The 19895-nt window shown below is 40.6% G+C and carries 22 protein-coding genes and 1 pseudogene; 9 read left to right on the top strand and 14 right to left on the bottom strand.

What is annotated here, in order from left to right:
* Nucleotides 1–43 precede the first annotated feature (43 nt).
* The 3 genes from CDG59_RS07430 to def all read right to left on the bottom strand — a co-directional run bounded on the left by CDG59_RS07430 (nt 44) and on the right by def (nt 3157).
* Nucleotides 44–2092 carry a TonB-dependent copper receptor gene (locus tag CDG59_RS07430; protein WP_087544547.1) on the bottom strand — a complete coding sequence of 683 codons (2049 nt, stop codon included), beginning with the start codon at nt 2090–2092 and terminating at the stop codon, nt 44–46.
* A gap of 73 nt (nt 2093–2165) precedes the next feature.
* Nucleotides 2166–2576 carry a DUF2946 family protein gene (locus CDG59_RS07425; RefSeq protein WP_087536731.1) on the bottom strand — a complete coding sequence of 137 codons (411 nt, stop codon included), beginning with the start codon at nt 2574–2576 and terminating at the stop codon, nt 2166–2168.
* A 50-nt stretch (nt 2577–2626) separates the two neighbouring features.
* Complete coding sequence (def, locus tag CDG59_RS07420; protein WP_004680037.1) at nt 2627–3157, bottom strand: peptide deformylase; 531 nt, start codon at nt 3155–3157, stop codon at nt 2627–2629.
* Nucleotides 3158–3277: 120 nt separating this feature from the next.
* On the opposite strand from def, the gene CDG59_RS07415 reads away from it, so the two are divergent.
* From CDG59_RS07415 to CDG59_RS07405, 3 genes are read left to right on the top strand one after another with little or no spacing between them, the layout of a single operon-like run.
* The gene (locus CDG59_RS07415) at nt 3278–4429 is read left to right on the top strand and encodes a LysM peptidoglycan-binding domain-containing protein (RefSeq protein ID WP_005155273.1); all 1152 of its coding nucleotides are present in this window, start codon (nt 3278–3280) and stop codon (nt 4427–4429) included.
* 13 nt (nt 4430–4442) lie between these two features.
* Nucleotides 4443–5573 carry a DNA-processing protein DprA gene (gene dprA, locus CDG59_RS07410; protein ID WP_087544545.1) on the top strand — a complete coding sequence of 377 codons (1131 nt, stop codon included), beginning with the start codon at nt 4443–4445 and terminating at the stop codon, nt 5571–5573.
* A gap of 33 nt (nt 5574–5606) precedes the next feature.
* Entirely contained in the window at nt 5607–6176 is a 570-nt protein-coding gene (locus CDG59_RS07405; protein ID WP_087544543.1) for a Sua5/YciO/YrdC/YwlC family protein, read from the top strand.
* Nucleotides 6177–6579: 403 nt separating this feature from the next.
* Here CDG59_RS07405 and CDG59_RS07400 read toward each other — a convergent pair whose 3' ends face one another.
* The gene (locus CDG59_RS07400) at nt 6580–7488 is read right to left on the bottom strand and encodes a DMT family transporter (RefSeq protein ID WP_087544541.1); all 909 of its coding nucleotides are present in this window, start codon (nt 7486–7488) and stop codon (nt 6580–6582) included.
* A gap of 136 nt (nt 7489–7624) precedes the next feature.
* Here CDG59_RS07400 and CDG59_RS15480 point away from each other — a divergent pair.
* The 4 genes and pseudogenes from CDG59_RS15480 to CDG59_RS07380 form a co-directional block, all read left to right on the top strand.
* Nucleotides 7625–7753: pseudogene (locus tag CDG59_RS15480) on the top strand (MFS transporter); the annotation flags it as partial.
* A gap of 13 nt (nt 7754–7766) precedes the next feature.
* A complete protein-coding gene (locus tag CDG59_RS07390) occupies nt 7767–8540 on the top strand; it encodes an AraC family transcriptional regulator (protein WP_087544539.1) in 774 nt (257 codons plus the stop codon).
* A gap of 116 nt (nt 8541–8656) precedes the next feature.
* Nucleotides 8657–9202 carry a glutathione peroxidase gene (locus CDG59_RS07385; RefSeq protein ID WP_087544537.1) on the top strand — a complete coding sequence of 182 codons (546 nt, stop codon included), beginning with the start codon at nt 8657–8659 and terminating at the stop codon, nt 9200–9202.
* Nucleotides 9203–9306: 104 nt separating this feature from the next.
* On the top strand, nt 9307–10002 hold the full coding sequence (locus CDG59_RS07380) for a phospholipase D family protein (RefSeq protein WP_005155294.1): 696 nt from the start codon (nt 9307–9309) through the stop codon (nt 10000–10002).
* Between the two features lie 297 nt (nt 10003–10299).
* Here the strand turns inward: CDG59_RS07380 and CDG59_RS07375 are convergent, their stop codons facing one another.
* The 10 genes from CDG59_RS07375 to CDG59_RS07330 form a co-directional block, all read right to left on the bottom strand.
* Nucleotides 10300–10719, bottom strand: coding sequence for a F0F1 ATP synthase subunit epsilon (locus CDG59_RS07375; protein ID WP_004665198.1), 420 nt, complete (start codon nt 10717–10719; stop codon nt 10300–10302).
* Between the two features lie 17 nt (nt 10720–10736).
* Nucleotides 10737–12131, bottom strand: coding sequence for a F0F1 ATP synthase subunit beta (gene atpD / locus CDG59_RS07370; RefSeq protein WP_087544536.1), 1395 nt, complete (start codon nt 12129–12131; stop codon nt 10737–10739).
* Nucleotides 12132–12161: 30 nt separating this feature from the next.
* Complete coding sequence (gene atpG / locus CDG59_RS07365; protein WP_004665202.1) at nt 12162–13031, bottom strand: F0F1 ATP synthase subunit gamma; 870 nt, start codon at nt 13029–13031, stop codon at nt 12162–12164.
* A 77-nt stretch (nt 13032–13108) separates the two neighbouring features.
* Nucleotides 13109–14653: a F0F1 ATP synthase subunit alpha gene (gene atpA / locus CDG59_RS07360; protein WP_087544534.1), complete on the bottom strand. Its 1545-nt coding sequence runs from the start codon at nt 14651–14653 to the stop codon at nt 13109–13111.
* A gap of 42 nt (nt 14654–14695) precedes the next feature.
* Nucleotides 14696–15232, bottom strand: a complete 537-nt coding sequence (locus CDG59_RS07355) for a F0F1 ATP synthase subunit delta (RefSeq protein WP_004905545.1) — start codon at nt 15230–15232, stop codon at nt 14696–14698.
* A gap of 12 nt (nt 15233–15244) precedes the next feature.
* Nucleotides 15245–15715, bottom strand: a complete 471-nt coding sequence (locus tag CDG59_RS07350) for a F0F1 ATP synthase subunit B (RefSeq protein ID WP_004665208.1) — start codon at nt 15713–15715, stop codon at nt 15245–15247.
* Nucleotides 15716–15754: 39 nt separating this feature from the next.
* Nucleotides 15755–16000 (bottom strand): F0F1 ATP synthase subunit C, encoded by a 246-nt coding sequence (gene atpE, locus CDG59_RS07345; RefSeq protein WP_000424060.1) that lies wholly within the window; start codon nt 15998–16000, stop codon nt 15755–15757.
* Nucleotides 16001–16082: 82 nt separating this feature from the next.
* Nucleotides 16083–16958: a F0F1 ATP synthase subunit A gene (atpB, locus tag CDG59_RS07340; RefSeq protein WP_004665210.1), complete on the bottom strand. Its 876-nt coding sequence runs from the start codon at nt 16956–16958 to the stop codon at nt 16083–16085.
* A 99-nt stretch (nt 16959–17057) separates the two neighbouring features.
* Complete coding sequence (locus CDG59_RS07335) at nt 17058–17456, bottom strand: ATP synthase subunit I (RefSeq protein ID WP_087544532.1); 399 nt, start codon at nt 17454–17456, stop codon at nt 17058–17060.
* 171 nt (nt 17457–17627) lie between these two features.
* Nucleotides 17628–18467, bottom strand: coding sequence for a metal ABC transporter substrate-binding protein (locus tag CDG59_RS07330; protein WP_087536717.1), 840 nt, complete (start codon nt 18465–18467; stop codon nt 17628–17630).
* A 166-nt stretch (nt 18468–18633) separates the two neighbouring features.
* On the opposite strand from CDG59_RS07330, the gene CDG59_RS07325 reads away from it, so the two are divergent.
* Both CDG59_RS07325 and znuC read left to right on the top strand, forming a co-directional pair.
* Nucleotides 18634–19131, top strand: coding sequence for a transcriptional repressor (locus tag CDG59_RS07325; protein ID WP_087544530.1), 498 nt, complete (start codon nt 18634–18636; stop codon nt 19129–19131).
* Nucleotides 19104–19892 (top strand): zinc ABC transporter ATP-binding protein ZnuC, encoded by a 789-nt coding sequence (gene znuC / locus CDG59_RS07320; RefSeq protein ID WP_087544528.1) that lies wholly within the window; start codon nt 19104–19106, stop codon nt 19890–19892. Before CDG59_RS07325 ends, znuC begins: the two co-directional genes overlap by 28 nt.
* Nucleotides 19893–19895: the final 3 nt, after the last annotated feature.

Raw genomic sequence — 19895 nt, 5'->3', positions numbered from 1 at the left:
TTATAAAAAAACAAGGTGGCTCAGCCACCTTGTTTTTTGTTAATTAGAACTTCATGCTCATCCGCATCCAGTAATTACGTCCAATATTATTAAACTGCTCAGTTGCAGCATAACCAAACATAGACGCACCCGCTTTATTTAAGTGCTCTGTATAAGCCTTATCTAAAACGTTATCAATTCCGACTGAAACATCGACTGCATCAGTTAGCTTATAAGTTCCATTTACAGCTAGGGTATCGAATGCTTTACTTTCATTCATGTCATAACCCACCACATTACCCTCATTCAAACTGATACGATTTTGTTTTGCAACAGCACGCCACAATAGACCTAAGCTATATTTTTCATCAACATAGCGTAAATTTAGTCGACCCTCTAAAGGTGCAATTTGTGGTAATGCGCGATGATCCGAAGTATTTTCTCCCCAAGCGTACATGGTTGAAAGATCCGCTTGGAAATGATCAGTGAATTGATAACCCACCCCGGCCTCTGCCCCAGCAATTGTGGCATCTACATTACGCGCAAGCGGTTTTCTTTTATCTGGTGTATTGTATTCAAGTAGGATGAAATCTTTGATTAATCCAGCATAAACTGATGCCCAAGTACTCCATGCACCATGCTCTGCTTGCAAACCGAGATCCAATTGTGCAGTGCGTTCATTGTTCAGATTGTCTAGATTATCCACCATTTTATATGTGGTTTTACCCATCATATCTGTGGAACCTACACCATGATCTGTCGTGGTGCTATACAACTCCCAAAAGTCAGGTGTACGTTCCACATATCCCAAACCTAGATAAGTCTTTAAACCATGTTCTGGGAGACTCTTTTCCAAGCGTACAAAACCACTTGGTACAGTATCTTTACGATTTTTCGCATTTTGTAGATTGTCTATTTTGACTTGATCGACACGTGCTCCTGCTACAACTTTTTGATCTTGATCAATCGCATAAGTCCACTCACTAAATGCACCATAAGATTGAAACTTCAAATCCTCATCCAAGGATGGGATTACTGAAGCACCTTGCATATACATATTTCCAGCATGTTGATTATGCTGAGAATCCAAGCCAGAGATAGCACTCCATTTCTCCCATTCTGTTGTAATAGCAGCACGTGCATTCATAGTACGACGCGTCACATTCATCGCCATAGCCATCATTGGCGGCGTACGTAAGCTAAAATTATCCATGATATGATCGTTATAGCTGTAGTCCACTTGGGCTTCAACTTTCTTGATCACCTCTGTAATATTTTTTTGTTCAGCGTGTAGACCGAGGCTTTCTCGTTTAAATTGCGAACCATCCATGCTACGACCAGCGTAGGCAGCCTCACCATCACCTTTACCTGCACGCAATTCTAACCAAGAATCATCTGTGGGCTTCCAACCGAATGCCAAGTCAGTATTCCAGCGCTCCCAATTTGAATGAATGCTTTTATCGTTGCCATCTTTATAATCATCTGCAACAGATCGATTGGCATTTAAACGAGCATATTTGGTTTCATCGCCAATTGCCGCTTCAATATTATGATCTAAACGACCATATGAACCCATCAAAATACTGGCTTGGCCACGATAAGGCTGATCTTTGCTGAGATTTTCAGGTTGACGCTGAAAAATGACAGTTGCAGCCGAACCAGGTGTTGCATACTGAACAGTTTGCGGCCCTTTAATCACCGTAATTTTATCGAAGCTTTCCGGCTGAATATAAGAAGTTGGTGCATCCATACGATTCGGGCACGCACCTAAATTTTCACTACCATCAACCAACATTTTAATACGTGAACCAAACATGCCACGAAAGGTGACATCGCCATTGGTTCCACCATTTTTAATGGCACTAAATCCCATAATGTTTTGCAAATAATCTGCACCGTCTGTTGCGGGAATAGGTTGAATTGCTTGCTTAGGATCAGCGTGAATAATCAATCCATTTGCATCATTTGGCTGCTGTGCTGTAACGACAATAGGTGCTAATACAACAGGGGTTTTATCGGACTGGACATCCATATTTGCCCATAATAATGTGCTATTTGAGGCAGCAAGAATCGCAACCGTAAGGGGCTGTAATAAAAATTTAGGTTGAGCCATGATCGGTCTCTCTTAAAACATAAGTAAAACTAGGCTAGAGTTTTGAAAACCCCAATGAAATTGACGTTTTAATTTATGCAAAGAGTGGCGGTGCTCGCCCTTGAGGTAATAAGAATAGCCGTTGCAGTGCAAAATAAACATGCTTAAATGCCTGTTGATACGCGACTAAACGGATTTGGATTCGAACTAAAACCTCTTTCACGCCGAATTCAGGCGGTAATACCAAATTGGCATACACCGTACAGTATTGACACTGGTGATTTGGATCGTGATGATCATGTTTCGACATCAAGCTTTGATGTTGTTCAAGCTGATGTGAATGATGACGCATATTGTGCGATACAGACTGCTGTTCAGCTTTTAATTTGGGCAACAATAACGCTTGGGTAATCGTTTCACAGACAGGTGCAATCTGATATTGCTTCGGCAGCAGTGGCTGCAAAAACACCGCAATCTGTAAACAGACTGCGGTGAATGCAAGCATTAAACCACTACGAAACAATAAGGGCACTTTTAATAACCGAAAAACATTTGTTAACGTTTAACCGCAACTTTTTCTTTATCGCGTTGACGTACAACTTTTTCAACTTTCTCACGTGCACGCTGACGTTTTAATGGCGATAAATAATCAACAAAAAGTTTGCCATTTAAGTGATCCATTTCATGTTGGATACAAACTGCGAGAAGTTCGTCAGCTTCTAACTCAAATGCTTGACCATCAAGGTTAATTGCCTCGATTTTTACACGTGACGGACGCGCAACTTTGTCGTATATTTGAGGCACAGAGAGACAGCCTTCTTCGTACGGCTGAGTCTCTTGAGTCAGTGGAGTAACTTTGGGGTTGATGAACACCATCGGTTGATTTTTCTCTTCAGAAAGGTCCATGACAATAAGCTGAATATGATGATCAACCTGAGTTGCCGCTAAACCTATACCCGGTGCCTCGTACATGGTTTCTAACATATCTGCTGCAAGCTGACGAATATCATCAGTGACTTCTTCGACTGGCTTAGCAATGGTACGAAGACGGGGATCAGGAAAACTTAAAATAGGTAATAAGGCCATACCGTTCCTCATTTATGCCATTGATCAGGAAACCAACTGAAGGGAATGCTTGATCAAAAAATTGTGTGTAAAGTCGTTATTATAACGCAACTACACAGATAATTTTTAGGAATTATGATAATGAAAAAGGTTTTAAACGGCATACCATCATTTCATGCCTTGGGGTTAAAAAAACAACTGATTGCTGCTGCAATTTGTGCAGGATTAGGCATGAGCATAAACCTTACTCATGCAGCAAGCCCTAACGCAAACCCACCATCCTTAAAAGCGGGTGCACCACATGTCTATGTGGTGAAAAAAGGCGATACACTTTGGGATATTTCAGGCAAATTTTTAAGCAAGCCTTGGCGCTGGCCTGAAATTTGGGCAAGCAATAAACATGTCAAGAATCCACATTGGATTTATCCTGGTGATCGCTTGCTACTTTGTAGTTTGAACGGTAAGCCACTGATTGGTAAAGATGAAGGTGATGGTTGTGACGGTATCATTCGTCGTTACTCTGGCAATACTTCTACTTTACGTCCAAAAGTTCGTATTGAAGCTTTGAACAATAGCGTCCCTGTTATTCCATTAGCTGATATTCAACAATGGTTAGAGCGAACTTCTGTACTTCCAGCGAGTGCGATTGCAAATACCCCATATGTCTTGGGTACAGCGGATAATCGTGTACTTGCAGGCAAAGGTCAGATCATCTATGTACGTGGTCAAGGTATCGAAAATGGTCAACGTTATGGCGTATACCGTGAAGGTGAACCATATATCGTGCTTGATGAAACAGGGAAGAAACAAAATCTAGGTGTTGAGCTCACGCAAGTCGCTTCTGGTGTTGCGATTACCAATGAAAATGACATTACAACCTTTGAATTAACCGATAGTTATAATGGTGAAGTACGTCGTGGTGATCGTGTTATGCTTGAACAAGATGCCATGTTACCTACTTTATTCTACCCAACTGAACCAAATCAGGTGAAAGATGGCGGTAAAGTCATCCGTGTCATGGGGTCTATAGGTACAGCTGCGAAAAATGGTGTCGTCACTGTTGACCGTGGTACAGCAGATGGTATTGAAATCGGACAAGTTTTTAGTACGTACCAAGATGGCGAAACTGTTCGTGATCCAAAGACCAAAGAAAGTATAAAGTTACCAGGTCAATATGTTGGTAGTATTATGATTTTCAAAAGTTTTGATCGCATCAGCTACGGCTATGTTTTAGAGAGTGAGTTGCCAATTAAAATTGGTTCAAATATCAAGCCGCCTCGTCTTGATAACTAATCTCTAATTAGAAATGTTGAATCAGCTATCGCCCCATCATTATCATACTGTGTTGGTGTGGTACTTGGTTCAACACTCGCTTTCTAGTTTTCAAAAAATTCGAAACTATTTCGGTAATTGTGCGGAAGCAGTCCAAACACATCGACTTTCTGAATGGCAACAGCTCGGTTTACACAAAAATCATTTAAAACGTCTAGAAGAATTCCAAACCCCGCACGGAAAGCAGCAATTTGACCACATGGTGCAATTGATTTGTAAGCATACCGATTTTATTTTAACCCCTGAAGATATCGACTACCCTACTCAACTTTTACCTTATTCTGATCACCCTCCTATTTTATTTGGTCAAGGCCAGCTACAAGCATTATTACAGCCCCAGATTGCTATGGTTGGAAGTCGAAAGCCGAGTCTTCATGGACGACAAGTTGCCTATGATTTTGCGTATTATTTAAGTGAAAAAGGATTTTACATCAGCAGTGGTTTAGCCCACGGAATTGATGAAGCGGCTCATCGTGGCGGTTTAGCCCATCATCGGACAATCGCGGTGACTGGAACAGGTTTAGACACAGTTTATCCATCGCAAAATAGCAAACTAGCCCAAGAAATTATTCAAACAGGCGCTCTTGTCACTGAGTTTCTTCCGACTACCCTACCTTTACAGCAGCATTTTCCACGCCGTAATCGTATCGTTAGTGGTCTAAGTCTTGGGGTTTTGGTTGTAGAAGCCGCTTTGAAAAGTGGTTCACTGATCACAGCAAATGAAGCAGCCAATCAAGGGAAAATGGTATTTGCCATTCCTGGACATATTTACAATGAGTATCATCAAGGCTGCCATCAATTAATTCGTGAAGGTGCAACCTTAGTTGATCATCCAGAACAAATTATTGAAGATCTAGCCTTACCTACACAATGGCAAGTACAACAACAAATTCCTGAAGAACCTGTAACCATCACACCAAGTTTACCAACACATTTAATTGCTCTTTATCAAAGTCTCGACTGGGTTGGACAAGACTTGGATGAACTTGCTCAACGTCATCCAATTCCGATCGCAGAACTTACAGCTCAATTGATGGAATTAGAATTACTCGGTTTCTGTATACAACAGGGCGGTCGCTATTTACGTTGTCGTCCAATTCATTAAAATAACCCTATCTTTGTCGCTAAATATAATCCCATGATTACCTCATCAATTTTGGAAGCAGCACAGCTTTTGAAGCAAGGACAAGTTCTTGCTTATCCAACAGAAGCTGTTTGGGGCTTAGGCTGCGATCCATTCAATCAACAAGCTTTTCAAAACATTCTTGAGCTAAAACATCGCCCAATTGAAAAAGGAGTCATTTTATTAGCAGGTCACTTAGGGCAAGTTGAGCATTTGTTACAAAGCTTAGCCCCAAAGATACGTAAGCAAGTGATTGATAGTTGGACGGATCGTGTAGCAACTGAAAGAGCAACTACGTGGTTACTTCCCGCTGATGAGCACATTCCTATTTGGATTAAAGGTCAACATCCATTGGTTGCTGTACGTGTAACCACGCATCCTTTGTGCGTCGAACTCTGTAATGCCTTTGGCGGCTTTATTGTATCGACCAGTGCCAATCCCGCGGGACTAAACCCAGCACAAAATTTAGAACAAGCTCAAGGTTATTTTGGTGCATCCCTGAATTATTTGGAGGGTGATTTAGGACTTAGCCAAGAACCTAGTCGAATTCTCAACGCATTAACAGGTGAAGTAATTCGCGCTTGATTATGTAAATAGTGAATAAAAAAAAGCTCAGTTATATAGGGATAACTGAGCATAAAAAGGATGTGTATAATCACATCCAGAGGGTCTGCAAATTGGTTGAGTATATTCATCATTAAAAATGAATCTAGCTACTCTGAAAGCTATTATGGATCAATGATTTGATTTATACAAATATATTATTTCTCTAACAAAAAATGTGAAAAGCGTACCATTTTTGTCAGTTTTAAAATTTCAATAAAATTATATTTCTATTTTTATTGAAATTTTTTTGGTCACAGACTTGATAAATATCTAAAATATATTTGAAAATCATATAGAAATAATCTTCATTAAATAAAAATTTTGATGTGTTTGTCGCTATTTCAACCAATTTTATACGATCATTTCATATTTAAGTGGCGCTTTAAATCAATTCTACAGGTGCTTTTTCCGTTTTCTTTTGCGCTAAAATGATACCGACCAAAATCGTCACACCGCCTAAGGTATGGTAGATCGTCCAATGCTCAGATAGCCATACACTTGCAATAATTGCAGTAAATACAGGCATCAAATTCATAAAAATACTAGTACGGTTTGGACCAATGCTTTGTACAGCAATCATCCATAATAAAGGTGCGATTAACGATGGAAAAATACCTGCATACAATACACTTGCTACATTATCTACATTAATTGTATCTAAGCCCAACCAAAGTAGAAATGGAAGATGGTATAGCAACGCAAAAGCGATTTGGATATAGAGACTGGTCATCAATGGCAATTGTACTTGCCATTTTTTTAGAAAGACGCCATAAAATGCATAAAAACCTACAGCCAAGACCATAACAGCATCTCCCCAATGACCTCTTTGATCAAATAAGCGAGAGAAATGCCCTTGGCTCATTACATAAAGTAGGCCGAAAAATGATAGGAAACTGCCAAAAATCGCAAATCGATTTGGCTTATCTTTTAAAATAATATAAGAGATAAAAATGGTAAAAACTGGAACAAAGGCATTTACAATACCCATATTTGTTGCAGTGGTATAATGTGCTGCTGTATAAGAAAGGCCTTGATATAAAACCATTCCAAAAGCGCTCAGAACTGCTAATTTAGGAATATATGGGCGAATCAAAGCTCGCTGTCTCCATACTTTGGGCAACATAAATGGTGTCAAAATGAGAAAGGCAACAAACCAGCGATAAAAACTAATACTGACGGGTGAAATATAGTCCGCAACATAACGAGTCACTGCAATATTTAATGACCAAATTAAGACTGCTATCAATGGCAGTACAAATGCCCATTTTTGGTATCTACTTAACTGAGTCATCAGCCATCTCACAATATTTCTAGATTAGGATTATTCTGAAAGATGTCTAAAATAATTGAAATATCGTATTTCAGACATTTATACCGCTATGTCGACATCAAATCTAAAAGCAGATCCAAATTTACAACTTAAGACTTATACGCTTGATCACTTCAATAAAAATATCTTAATTTATGCTGTAATCAGCTTTATTACCTCCGTCTGTATCCATCTTTTCACCTTAGCAAAAGGTTTGAACAATCTTAAAGTCACTTGTGAAAATTAAATGAGAACACTGAATGAAGTATGATGAGACTGAAAAATTATCTTTTTTAAATGGTATCGAAGTACATGAATTTCTTTATCAGAAAGATGATATTGTCAGCCCTCATTCTTCACTTTGGGGGGATTTTAACTTCAGTCTCAATGGCACTTTAGAATTTGATATTGAAGGAAAATATTATTTATCACCGCCAAGCTATGGGCTATGGCTACCACCACGCACAGAACACCAATCACTGCCTGTTGAACATGAAATTCATTATATTTGCATCCGACTTCATCCTCGTTTCGGAGATGCATTAGGCGATGTCTGCCGCTGTTTTAGTATTCAATCTTTTTTTCGCTCTTTGGTCATTCAAATTCTAGAGCAACAAAAGCAAAATCCTGCGCCTGAATATCTTGAACATTTATTACAAGTGTTATTCGATCAACTAAAGCAAGCCCCAGCATATACACATTATTTACCGCAAAGCACGCATCCAACCTTAGCTCCGATCCTCGATCAACTTGCGAATCCTGAATTATTTCATATGAGCCTACAACAAGTATTGTATAACTTTACGGTCAGTGAGCGCCATGTGTTACGGCTGAGCCAACAAGAATTGCAACTCTCTCTGTCAGAATGGCGCAATCGAGCCAAAATTATTTTTGCAATCAATCAAATTCGTCAAGGCACGACCATTAAACAATTGGCATATACTTTAGGTTATCACCATAGCTCTAGCTTTATTGAATTCTTCAAGCGCTATACAGGACAAACTCCTATTCAACTCAAAAATGCCTCGATATAAATCCAAGACGTGCTTTTGCTCATAATTTGTATGGATTCATATCAAGAGGATTGCACTGTACGAAATTAGCAGTTAAAACAAACAAGTCTTGTCACAACAACATTAGGACGTATTCCATGAGCCAGTCGGTTTATCACATTCCAGTTAAAGATATTAAAGGTCAAGATGTTGATCTTGAGCAATATCAGGGTAAAGTTCTACTAATTGTTAACGTAGCCTCAAAATGTGGCTTAACACCACAGTACGAAGGCCTAGAAAAACTTTATCAAGCGAAAAAAAATCAGGGCTTAGAAATTTTAGGCTTCCCTGCAAATAACTTCTTAGAGCAAGAACCAGGGACAAATGATGAAATCGAACAATTCTGTTCACTCAACTATGACGTCCACTTCCCTTTATTTGCAAAAATCTCTGTTGCAGGTGAAGACAAACATCCTTTATATCAAACACTCACACAAGCAATTCCAGAACGTATTGGTGAAGGACCTTGGTGGAAAGACCTCGTTGATTATGGCTTAACACCAAACAATCCACCTGAAGTACTATGGAATTTTGAGAAATTCTTAGTTAATAAAAATGGGGAAATCGTAGCGCGTTTTGCACCTGACATTACCGCAGATGATGAACGTATCGTCAGTGCGATTGAAGCTGAATTAGCAAAATAAAATAAAAAATTAATAAAGAGAATGGTTTAACTATTCTCTTTATTAAAATAAATATTATAATTTTTTTACTTTAATTTTAATATTTACATAAATGTTGGAACGACATGTCTAAATTTCTTAATACAAGTGCAACTAATTTTTATCTAGAAGAATTAATTAAAAATGCAAAAGAACGCCTTATCCTAATTAGCCCTTTTTTAAAACTAAATGATCGTATAAAGGAACTTCTTGAAGATAAAAATCGTCTTAAAATTGATATTCGTATAATTTATGGCAAAAGTGATTTACATCCTGATGAAATCAAATGGATGCAAAAACTTGATTATGTAAGGGTGAGCTTCTGTAAGAACCTTCATGCTAAATGTTACATCAATGAATCAACTTGTATAATTTCCAGTCTAAACTTATATGAGTTTAGCCAAGTGAATAATAATGAGATGGGAATTTTGATTGAAAAAGATCATGATGAATTAGTGTTCAAAGATGCTTATGAAGAAGCCCAACGCATTATTCGAATCAGCGATGAAGTTAGAATTTCTCTTGATGAGGTGAAAGATACAGAAATAAGCCAAGAAAATAGTGAACAAGATGATTTTAGCAAATTAACAACTTCAAAACTTGCTGCCAAACATAAACTGAAAACAAATGAGCTTTTAGAAAAATTTGTAGCTAAAGGCTTTCTCATGATTAATGATAAAGGTAGGCACCAATTAACAGATGAAGGGAAAAATGTTGGTGGTGAATTTAAATTTAATAGCTACGGTGGTTATTTCCTCTGGCTTGCTGATATGAGTATTTAAATTCTTGAGCTCAAGTATCTTTATTAGAAATACTTGAGCTTTTAGAGAATAAGAATACTTATTACATGATCTTAGCAATATTAAATCTCATAACTCATTTTGATGGGTTGTATCTGATACGATGGCATAGAAACTGAAGTATTAGCTTTCTGCTTGCTTAGATTTGGAAAATCATGCCCGATTTGATTCATTTGTTTATACTTTTCGAGCTCAGCATTTATCAAACTGACCCGTTTTTTTAAAATGTATCAATAAAAAAGCCACCTTTCGGTGGCTTTCTCAATCTTAAATCTGCAATTACATTGCACGATTCTTGATTTTACGGATGGTTTCAAGCTGAGCCGCAGTTTCTGCAAGCGCAGCAAGAGCAGCAGCCGAGTCCAAATCACTCTTTTGATTTGCTAACAATTGTTCAGCTTGTTTACGAGCTTCCATAATTGCCGCTTCATCCAAGTTGTCAGCACGAATTGCAGTATCTGCAAGCACAGTAACAACATGAGGTTGAACTTCTAACACACCGCCTGATACATACACGATTTCTTCTGTACCATTTTCCAACTGAACACGGATCGGTCCCGGTTGGAGTAAAGTTACAAGTGGCGCGTGCCCTGGTAAAATACCTAGCTCACCACCCGCACCTTTTGCGATTAACATCGTAACTTGCCCAGAGTAAATAGACTCTTTAACACTTACGACATCACATTGCATAGTCGCCATGAGATGATCTCCTTAAATTAGAGTTTCTCAGCTTTAGCAATCACTTCGTCAATACCACCAACCATATAGAACGCTTGTTCTGGGATGTGATCGTATTCACCAGCTAATAGACCTTTAAAGCCACGAATCGTTTCTTTAAGCGGTACTAATTTACCAGGAGCACCAGTAAACACTTCAGCTACGTGGAATGGTTGAGAGAAGAAACGTTGGATTTTACGCGCACGGTAAACAACCAATTTATCTTCTTCTGCTAACTCATCCATACCCAAGATTGCGATGATGTCTTTAAGCTCTTTATAACGCTGCAATACGTTCTGTACAGAACGTGCAATTTCATAATGCTCAGTACCAACAACCAATGGGTCTAACTGACGTGAAGTTGAGTCAAGTGGATCGATCGCTGGGTAAATACCAGAAGATGCGATATCACGGCTCAATACTACTGTTGCATCTAAGTGAGCAAACGTTGTTGCAGGTGATGGGTCAGTCAAGTCATCCGCAGGTACGTATACAGCTTGGATCGATGTGATCGAACCAGACTTAGTAGACGTAATACGCTCTTGGAGAACACCCATTTCTTCTGCAAGTGTCGGTTGGTAACCTACCGCAGATGGCATACGACCTAACAATGCTGATACTTCAGTACCCGCAAGTGTATAACGGTAGATGTTGTCGACGAATAATAATACGTCACGACCTTTACCATTTTCGTCTTTTTCATCACGGAAGTATTCAGCCATAGTCAAACCAGTTAACGCTACGCGTAAACGGTTACCTGGTGGCTCGTTCATCTGACCGTAGACCATTGCTACTTTGTCAAGAACGTTAGAATCTTTCATTTCGTGATAGAAGTCGTTACCTTCACGAGTACGCTCACCAACACCAGCAAACACAGATAAACCTGAGTGTGCTTTCGCGATGTTGTTGATCAACTCCATCATGTTAACGGTTTTACCAACACCCGCACCACCGAATAAACCAACTTTACCACCTTTCGCGAACGGGCAAAGTAAGTCAATGACTTTAATACCAGTTTCTAAAAGATCAGTAGAAGCTGCTTGTTCAGCATAAGAAGGTGCTTGACGGTGAATCGGCAAACGTTCTTCAGTCGCTACAGGACCTGCTTCATCGATAGGGCGACCCAATACGTCCATGATACGACCAAGCGTAGCAGGACCCACTGGAACAGAAATCGGTGCATTTGTGCTAGTTACATTAAGGCCACGTTTAAGACCTTCTGTAGAACCCATTGCGATGGTACGAACAACACCATCGCCAAGCTGTTGCTGAACTTCTAAAGTAGTTTCAGTACCGTCAACTTGGAGAGCGTCATAGATCTTAGGAACGCTATTGCGCTCAAACTCGACGTCGATAACCGCGCCGATGATCTGAATGATACGACCGCTACTCATTGCTGTCTCCTCAATTCAAACTTAATAATGTTAAACGGCAGCGGCACCGCCAACGATCTCGGAAATTTCCTGAGTAATCGCGGCTTGACGCAGCTTGTTGTAAATGAGTTGTAGGTCTTTAATCAATTGTCCTGCGTTGTCTGTCGCCGCTTTCATCGCGACCATACGAGCAGACTGCTCACATGCAACGTTTTCAATCACACCTTGATAAACCATAGACTCGATGTAGCGAACCAACAAACCATTTAACAATTCTTCTGCTTCTGGTTCGTAGATATAGTCCCAACCATAAGTACGGTTGAGATCATCGCCTGCTTGCGCTGGTGCTAAAGGAACAAGTTGTTCTACTTTAGGCTGTTGAGTCATTGCATTGACAAAACCATTTGAAACGAGGTAGATGCGATCTAATTCGCCTTTATCAAATGCATCAAGCATAACTTGTACAGAGCCAGTTAACTGTTCCAAACTCGGCGCATCGCCAAGTTGGGTCGTTGCACCAAGCACTTTACCGCCGTAATTCTTAAAAAACGAAACCGCTTTTTGACCAATCAAAGCAAATTCAACTTCAATTGACTGCTGTTGTTGTGCTTTGACATGCTGCACAACTTTCTTGAACAAGTTAATGTTCAAGCCACCCGCCAAGCCACGATCTGAAGACACCACGATATAGCCAACACGCTTAACTGGGCGGTCAACCATATAACGGTGTTTGTATTCAGGGTTTGCTTGAACTAAGTGAGCAATTACACGGCGCATATTATCGGCATACGGACGGCCCTGAGCCATGCGCTCTTGCGCACGACGCATTTTAGAAGCAGCTACCATTTGCATCGCGCGAGTAATCTTTTGCGTGCTCTTGATACTAGCTACTTTGGCGCGAATTTCTTTTAAATTTGCCATACGCTTAACCTAGTATTCGAAAGCCCTTTCGAGCTTTCGAAGGTTGATCCGTGAACCAAACTTAACTAAAGGTAAACTTAGTAAGTTTGAGTCGCTTTGAAGCTCTCAATACCTGATTTGATTGCTGCTTCGATGTCTTTGTTATAATCACCAGTTTCATCGATCTGTTGCATTAACGCAGCTTTTTCTGAACGGAAGTAAGCAATTAACGCAGCATCAAAGTCTACGATTTTCTTCACTTCAACGTCAGCCATGTAGCCTTCGTTAGATGCATAAACAGATACAGCTTGGTCAGCAATTGAGTAAGGAGCATATTGTTTCTGCTTCATTAACTCAGTTACACGTTGACCATGCTCAAGTTGCTTACGAGTTGCTTCATCAAGATCAGAAGCGAACTGAGCAAACGCAGCCAATTCACGGTATTGTGCTAAAGCAGTACGGATACCACCAGACAATTTTTTGATGATCTTAGTTTGAGCAGAACCACCAACACGCGATACCGAGATACCCGCGTTCACAGCAGGACGAATACCCGCGTTGAATAATGATGTTTCTAAGAAGATCTGACCGTCAGTAATCGAAATTACGTTCGTTGGTACGAATGCAGATACGTCACCTGCTTGAGTTTCAATGATCGGTAACGCAGTTAAAGAACCAGTTTGACCAGTTACTGCACCGTTCGTGAACTTCTCAACATAGTCAGCTGAAACGCGCGAAGCACGCTCAAGAAGACGTGAGTGAAGATAGAATACGTCACCTGGATACGCTTCACGACCTGGTGGACGACGTAATAACAATGAAATTTGACGGTAAGCAACAGCTTGCTTAGACAAATCATCATAAATAATTAACGCATCTTCACCGCGGTCACGGAAGTATTCACCCATTGTACAGCCTGAGTACGGAGCTAAATACTGCATAGCTGCAGGATCAGCTGCCGCAGCTGCGACAACAGTTGTATACGCCATAGCGCCCGTTTCTTCTAGCTTACGTACAACGTTTGCAATTGTTGATTGTTTTTGACCAATCGCAACGTATACACATTTAATGCCAGAGTTTTTCTGAGCGATGATCGCATCGATCGCCATTGCTGTTTTACCAGTTTGACGGTCACCAATAATCAACTCACGCTGACCACGACCTACAGGGATCATGGTATCAACTGATTTATAACCAGTTTGAACAGGTTCGTCGACAGATTGACGCCAAATTACGCCTGGTGCTACTTTTTCAACAGCATCAGTTAGTTTTGCATCAATAGGGCCTTTACCATCAATTGGGTTACCCAAAGCGTCTACGACACGGCCAAGAAGTTCAGGACCTACCGGAACTTCTAATACACGACCTGTACAACGAGCTTTTTGACCTTCTTGAAGGCTTAGGTAGTTACCTAAAACAACGGCACCCACTGAATCCTGTTCTAGGTTCAGTGCCATACCAAATAAGCCGCCGTCGAATTCGATCATTTCACCGTACATTGCATCCGCAAGACCGTGAATACGCACGATACCGTCAGATACCATGACGATGGTACCTTCATTCTTAGCGGTCGCGCTGGTGTCCAGATCGCCGATACGCTGTTTAATGAGCGCACTGATCTCGGATGGATTCAGTTGTTGCATTGCGCTATTCCTCAATCTTTTTTAAGTTCAGTCTTTTTGCTGTTAGGCAAGAAGACGAGTCCGCATTTTTTCAAGCTTGTTAAGCGCAGAGTCATCTATCACTTGGTCGCCTGCACGAATCACAACACCTGCGATTAACGCTGGATTAACGCTAACAGTCACATGTACAGTTCTGTTAAAACGTTTTTCAAGCGCATGAGCTAAAATATGCTCTTGTGTCGCATCCATTGGAAAAGCAGATTCAATCTCCACTTCCAACGTGTTGTTGTTCTGCGATTTAAGTAATTCGTATTCTGCAGCAATTTCAGGCAATAAAACTAAACGATCGTTATCTGCAAGAAGTGTCAAAAAGTTAGACACTGATTGAGATTGATCTTCACCTAAAACTTTCGCAAAAAGACCTACTTGTTCCGCAGGAGTCAGCTCAGGGCGATTTAAATAAGCGGAAAATGCTTCGTCTTGCACCGCAGCACTGAGCAGTTGTAACGCATTTGACCAAGCGTCAGTTGCATTCTGCTCAGATGCATAAGCAAATGCTGCTTTGGCGTACGGGCGTGCTAACGTCAAGAGTTCAGCCATATTTCGCCTCGCTTAAAGTTTAGCAGCCAGCTGAGTCAGCATGGCATTATGAGCTTCTGCGTCAACTTGTTGGTTCAGAATTTTTTCTGCGCCAGCAACTGCCAAAGCAGCAACTTGTTGACGTAATTCTTCGCGAGCAGCATTGATGTCTTGATCAACAGTTTCTTTCGCCTGTTGACGAATACGCTCACCTTCAGCAGATGCTTGGGTACGCGCTTCTTCTACCAATTGTGCTGCACGACGGTTCGCTTGTTCGATCAATTGAGCCGCTTGTGCTTTTGCTGCGTCTAATTCTGCCTTAACTTGTGCTTGCGCATCAGCAAGGTCAGCTTTTGCTTTTTCAGCAGCATTTAAGCCATCAGCGATTTTACGCTGACGCTCACTAATCGCATTGATTAGTGGTGGCCAAACGAACTTCATGCAGAATGCGACAAAGAACGCAAATGCAATCGCTTGACCAATCAATGTGAGGTTGATATTCATTTCGCTATTCCTCAATATGTGGATTTAGGAATTAAGCTATTAACCTACAAATGGATTAGCGAAGATGAAGAACAAGCCAATACCAACACCGATCATAGGCACAGCATCAAGAAGACCCGCAATTAAGAACATACGAGTTTGAAGTTGTGGAGCCAATTCCGGTTGACGAGCAACAGCTTCTAAAAAGCGGCCACCTAAAAGACCGAAGCCAATCGCAGTACCTAAAGCACCAAAAGCGATCAAGATAGCAGATGCAATTGCAACTAGACCTAAAGTGAGTTCCATGAAAAATTCCTCAGAGGTTAGGTTATTACCAAATTAAACTAAAATTTAAGCCTAACCATCGATTGATAATTAGGCAATACCATTAATGCTTTTCGCTTGCCATGCTCAAGTAAACGATGGTCAGCATCATAAAGATGAATGCTTGCAACGTAATTACAAGAATGTGGAAAATAGCCCAAGGCACAGATAACGCCCATTGAATCCAGAACGGTAATAACGCAATTAAGATGAAGATTAACTCACCCGCATACATGTTACCGAACAGTCGTAGAGCCAACGAAACTGGTCGAGCAAGAAAAGTTACTAATTCCAAAATCAAGTTCACTGGAATCAATAACGCTTTTGCAACTGGGTTACTTGGGTTAAATGGGTTAAGTGCCAATTCACCGACGAAACCGCCGATCCCTTTTTCACGAATACTATAGAACAAGATCAGTGCAAATACAGACAATGACATACCAAGGGTAATGTTAGGATCTGTAGATGGAACAACCTTGAAATAAACGTGGTGAGGGTCCATACCAAACACGCTTGCACCAATCTTTTGAGCTAGGAAAGGAATCCAGTCAACAGGAATCAAGTCCATTGCGTTCATGAGGAAAATCCACACGAAGATGGTCAATGATAAAGGAGCAATTAAACGTGATTTGCCGTGGAAAGTATCACGAACACTTGAGTCCACAAACTCGATAATCATTTCGATTGCAGATTGGAATTTAGTTGGAACGCCAGCATTTGCAGCTTTCGCAACTGTCCAAAATAACAAACAGAAAATAACACCAAGTCCGATAGACCAACCCATTGAATCCAAGTGAATTGCAGTGAACCCCATCGAATGAGCTTCTTCAGCAGTCTCAGCCAACTTCCATGTACCATCAGGCATTTTGCCATAGGTCATATTGGTCAAGTGATGCTTGATATACTCGGTCGAAGTCAGGGCATGTTCTTCAGCAGCCATAAATCACACCTGGTCAATGTCAATCATTAAAAAGAAGCGAAGCGAATTCTGCGAACTGCAATAATCTCACTCACACTTCCAAAAAATCTTAAATGTGTTTTAAACTCGTTTTTGTAGACGTGACACCCAAAATGGCGCGACCCACGACATGGCCTGAACGAGGATAAATCCACAAAACAACGCAACCGGTGACAGCGGTTTAACATTGCTCAAAATTAAAATAAAACCCACGATCACGATTGCAAACTTCCCAAGCATGCCTCGATACATGTTCAGCATGACTTGTTTTGATGCTCTTGCGCCTGCCGTTCTAAACGACTGCCAGGCAAAATAACAATGCGCCAACCAACAAACCAGCGCTCCAAGCGCAGCACTCAGGGCAGCAGTAGTGTCTTTTATCACCCATGCAAGCAAAGCTGCAACAGGAATCATACACGCCTGTAAGAAGACCAAAGCTTTTGCTAATCGTCGGTCAATCAAGCGACTAGTTCGGCTCATTTTTTACCCACTTACAACATAACTGCTTGACAAGTTTTAATCATGATTGTTTCGAATCGCAGGCATTATAGAGTTACACCCATGAACATGCAATCTTTTCTCGACTTAAGTCTGTTTTTTTCGCTGGTCCATTTTTTGACGATAGAGTCAACTGGTTTTTTATTTTTCTCATCAATTTTGTGTACTTAATACGCATTTATCAGTTTTTGTAGCCAATTTTTTCCATGCCGCAACAAAATTATCTTGACCACGCATACTTTCATCAACTGGTTGGAACACGACTGGATTTAGCTTTTGATATTGACCACGACTTGCTGATGTTTCAGCCAACAAGCACATTTGTGTTTTAGGGCGACTATCTTTTAAGAATTTAATTTGAGCTACTGTAGGTGCAATATGAGGATCATCAGTCAATGCTCCAGCAAATTTCAAATTGAGTGCTCTTTCTAAATATTGATAGGCATCATGATAAGACCAATAAGGTTTTGCTTTATTGGAACTTTCATATTGCTGTGAAACCTGCAGCATTTGTTGCGAAAACTCTTTTGCATTCGCCATGTATTTGGCTTTATTTTCTGGATATTGTTGTGAACGTAAAGTTGCAATAAAGAAAGCGATTCGCACTGCATTGTTTGGCTCTAACCAGACATGACTATCTACGGTGTTTGCCAATGCAGCACCACGCAAACTACGCTGCGGTAAAATCGTCAAAATACCAGAATCTAAAAGTGCAATTGCTTTAGGGTTTTGATTAAGCAACTTATCTAAAGGCGCTTCATGTACTTTACCTAGCCACAATACCAGCGAAGCATCTTGAATCGCCTTACGATGAGCGGGTGTGAGTTGTACATCATGTCCTGTTTGATCGCCAAGTAACAGAACAGGCTCTTCTATGCCTGCTGTAACCTCTTTAGCAATTAAATAAATTGGATGCGTTGAAACAACTAAACTTTGAGTCCATCCCCATGTGCTTAACATTGAAAAGAAAACAAATACTATTAGGCGGGACATCACAACATTACTCAACTCAGCGAAGCGTGTTATAATATAACAAAAGTTAAAAATTGCCTATGTCTATTTTCCATCCCCCTTTGTCACCATAATCATCAAGATCACGATATAGATAGTTATAGATCATTTGCATGTTATGATATGTGCAAAACAATGAGGTCAAGTTATGAGTTCTTGTTCACATGAACATGATAATGCTTTGCACGGTGTCCACGGTCATCACGATATTAAAGCAAGAATTACGGAAGCAGAGCTGTTATGTACTGCGGTTGGCGCACGACTAACACCTTTACGCAAAGAAGTTCTTGAACTCATTCTAAATGCCTCAGCACCTATGGGTGCTTATGATCTGCTTGCAAAAATAAAAGGTCAAGCTGATCGCCCTGCTGCCCCACCTACAGTTTATAGAACTTTAGACTTCTTATTAGAAAAAGGTCTAATTCATCGACTGACCTCAATTAATGCCTATATTCCTTGTTGCCACCCACGTGAAGGGCATCAAGCTGCTTTTCTGATCTGCACTGAATGTCATTCAGTGAAAGAGGCTTCAGCACAAGGATTAATTCAACAGCTCGATCAACTTGCTGCTTCTGACCAATTTGCTGCCCAACACAGCATTATTGAAATTTCTGGAAAATGTCATCAGTGCAACACACGCCAATAAGCGCTCCACTTATTCAGTTGGAGAATATTTCTGTTCGACGCGACGAACGAGATATTTTAAGAAATATTGATTTTGCATTGCAGGCAAAAGAAATTGTGACACTAATTGGTCCCAATGGTGCTGGCAAATCAACATTAATTAAAATCTTGCTTGGCATTATGTCGCCAAATAAGGGAAAAGTTCACTTTTCCAAGAAATTAAAATTGGCCTACGTCCCACAAAAATTCAACCCCTCAGCCAGTCTTCCCTTACGTGTTCAAGACTTACTTGATTTAGAAATTTGTGCCGCTGATTTACGCGAAGAAATTATCCGAGATACGGGCATTCAAAAATTACAAGCCTCTAAAGTACAACAACTTTCAGGTGGCGAACGGCAACGGGTTTTACTCGCACGTGCACTACTCCGCCAACCCGATATCCTAGTGCTTGATGAACCCATGCAAGGTTTGGATATTCAATCCGAAGCTGAGCTTTACGACTATGTGAGAAGCCTACCTGAACGCTACGGCTGCGCGGTATTAATGGTGTCACATGATTTACAATGGGTGATGCAAGGTACACATCGCGTTGTTTGTCTGAACAAACACATTTGTTGTAGTGGTTTACCTGAAAGTATTCAGCAGCATCCTGAATACCAAGCGATTTTTGGTACGCAACGGATGTTCTATCAGCATCATCACAATCATTGTGGACATAGCGATCATGCGGAACCCTGTTCTCATGATCCACGCCCACACATTCACCCTGAACCGAAGGTCTAAGCG

Origin of the sequence: Acinetobacter sp. WCHA29 (assembly GCF_002165335.1) — a bacterium.
Classification (GTDB): domain Bacteria; phylum Pseudomonadota; class Gammaproteobacteria; order Pseudomonadales; family Moraxellaceae; genus Acinetobacter.
The sequence above is the reverse complement of the archived record's forward strand: the minus strand, read 5'-3'. Positions and strand labels throughout refer to the sequence as shown.

What these genes read in the sequence shown, in the direction of transcription:
- CDG59_RS07355 (WP_004905545.1), bottom strand. Translation starts at nt 15,232, where the DNA reads ATGGCTGAACTCTTGACGTTAGCACGCCCGTACGCCAAAGCAGCATTT.
- CDG59_RS07335 (WP_087544532.1), bottom strand. Translation starts at nt 17,456, where the DNA reads ATGAGCCGAACTAGTCGCTTGATTGACCGACGATTAGCAAAAGCTTTG.
- atpA (WP_087544534.1), bottom strand. Translation starts at nt 14,653, where the DNA reads ATGCAACAACTGAATCCATCCGAGATCAGTGCGCTCATTAAACAGCGT.
- CDG59_RS07405 (WP_087544543.1), top strand. Translation starts at nt 5,607, where the DNA reads ATGATTACCTCATCAATTTTGGAAGCAGCACAGCTTTTGAAGCAAGGA.
- atpG (WP_004665202.1), bottom strand. Translation starts at nt 13,031, where the DNA reads ATGGCAAATTTAAAAGAAATTCGCGCCAAAGTAGCTAGTATCAAGAGC.
- CDG59_RS07400 (WP_087544541.1), bottom strand. Translation starts at nt 7,488, where the DNA reads ATGACTCAGTTAAGTAGATACCAAAAATGGGCATTTGTACTGCCATTG.
- CDG59_RS07350 (WP_004665208.1), bottom strand. Translation starts at nt 15,715, where the DNA reads ATGAATATCAACCTCACATTGATTGGTCAAGCGATTGCATTTGCGTTC.
- znuC (WP_087544528.1), top strand. Translation starts at nt 19,104, where the DNA reads ATGTCATCAGTGCAACACACGCCAATAAGCGCTCCACTTATTCAGTTG.
- atpB (WP_004665210.1), bottom strand. Translation starts at nt 16,958, where the DNA reads ATGGCTGCTGAAGAACATGCCCTGACTTCGACCGAGTATATCAAGCAT.
- CDG59_RS07375 (WP_004665198.1), bottom strand. Translation starts at nt 10,719, where the DNA reads ATGGCGACTATGCAATGTGATGTCGTAAGTGTTAAAGAGTCTATTTAC.
- atpE (WP_000424060.1), bottom strand. Translation starts at nt 16,000, where the DNA reads ATGGAACTCACTTTAGGTCTAGTTGCAATTGCATCTGCTATCTTGATC.
- CDG59_RS07380 (WP_005155294.1), top strand. Translation starts at nt 9,307, where the DNA reads ATGTCTAAATTTCTTAATACAAGTGCAACTAATTTTTATCTAGAAGAA.
- CDG59_RS07330 (WP_087536717.1), bottom strand. Translation starts at nt 18,467, where the DNA reads ATGTCCCGCCTAATAGTATTTGTTTTCTTTTCAATGTTAAGCACATGG.
- CDG59_RS07430 (WP_087544547.1), bottom strand. Translation starts at nt 2,092, where the DNA reads ATGGCTCAACCTAAATTTTTATTACAGCCCCTTACGGTTGCGATTCTT.
- CDG59_RS07385 (WP_087544537.1), top strand. Translation starts at nt 8,657, where the DNA reads ATGAGCCAGTCGGTTTATCACATTCCAGTTAAAGATATTAAAGGTCAA.
- def (WP_004680037.1), bottom strand. Translation starts at nt 3,157, where the DNA reads ATGGCCTTATTACCTATTTTAAGTTTTCCTGATCCCCGTCTTCGTACC.
- dprA (WP_087544545.1), top strand. Translation starts at nt 4,443, where the DNA reads ATGTTGAATCAGCTATCGCCCCATCATTATCATACTGTGTTGGTGTGG.
- CDG59_RS07425 (WP_087536731.1), bottom strand. Translation starts at nt 2,576, where the DNA reads ATGCTTGCATTCACCGCAGTCTGTTTACAGATTGCGGTGTTTTTGCAG.
- CDG59_RS07325 (WP_087544530.1), top strand. Translation starts at nt 18,634, where the DNA reads ATGAGTTCTTGTTCACATGAACATGATAATGCTTTGCACGGTGTCCAC.
- CDG59_RS07415 (WP_005155273.1), top strand. Translation starts at nt 3,278, where the DNA reads ATGAAAAAGGTTTTAAACGGCATACCATCATTTCATGCCTTGGGGTTA.
- CDG59_RS07390 (WP_087544539.1), top strand. Translation starts at nt 7,767, where the DNA reads ATGAAGTATGATGAGACTGAAAAATTATCTTTTTTAAATGGTATCGAA.
- atpD (WP_087544536.1), bottom strand. Translation starts at nt 12,131, where the DNA reads ATGAGTAGCGGTCGTATCATTCAGATCATCGGCGCGGTTATCGACGTC.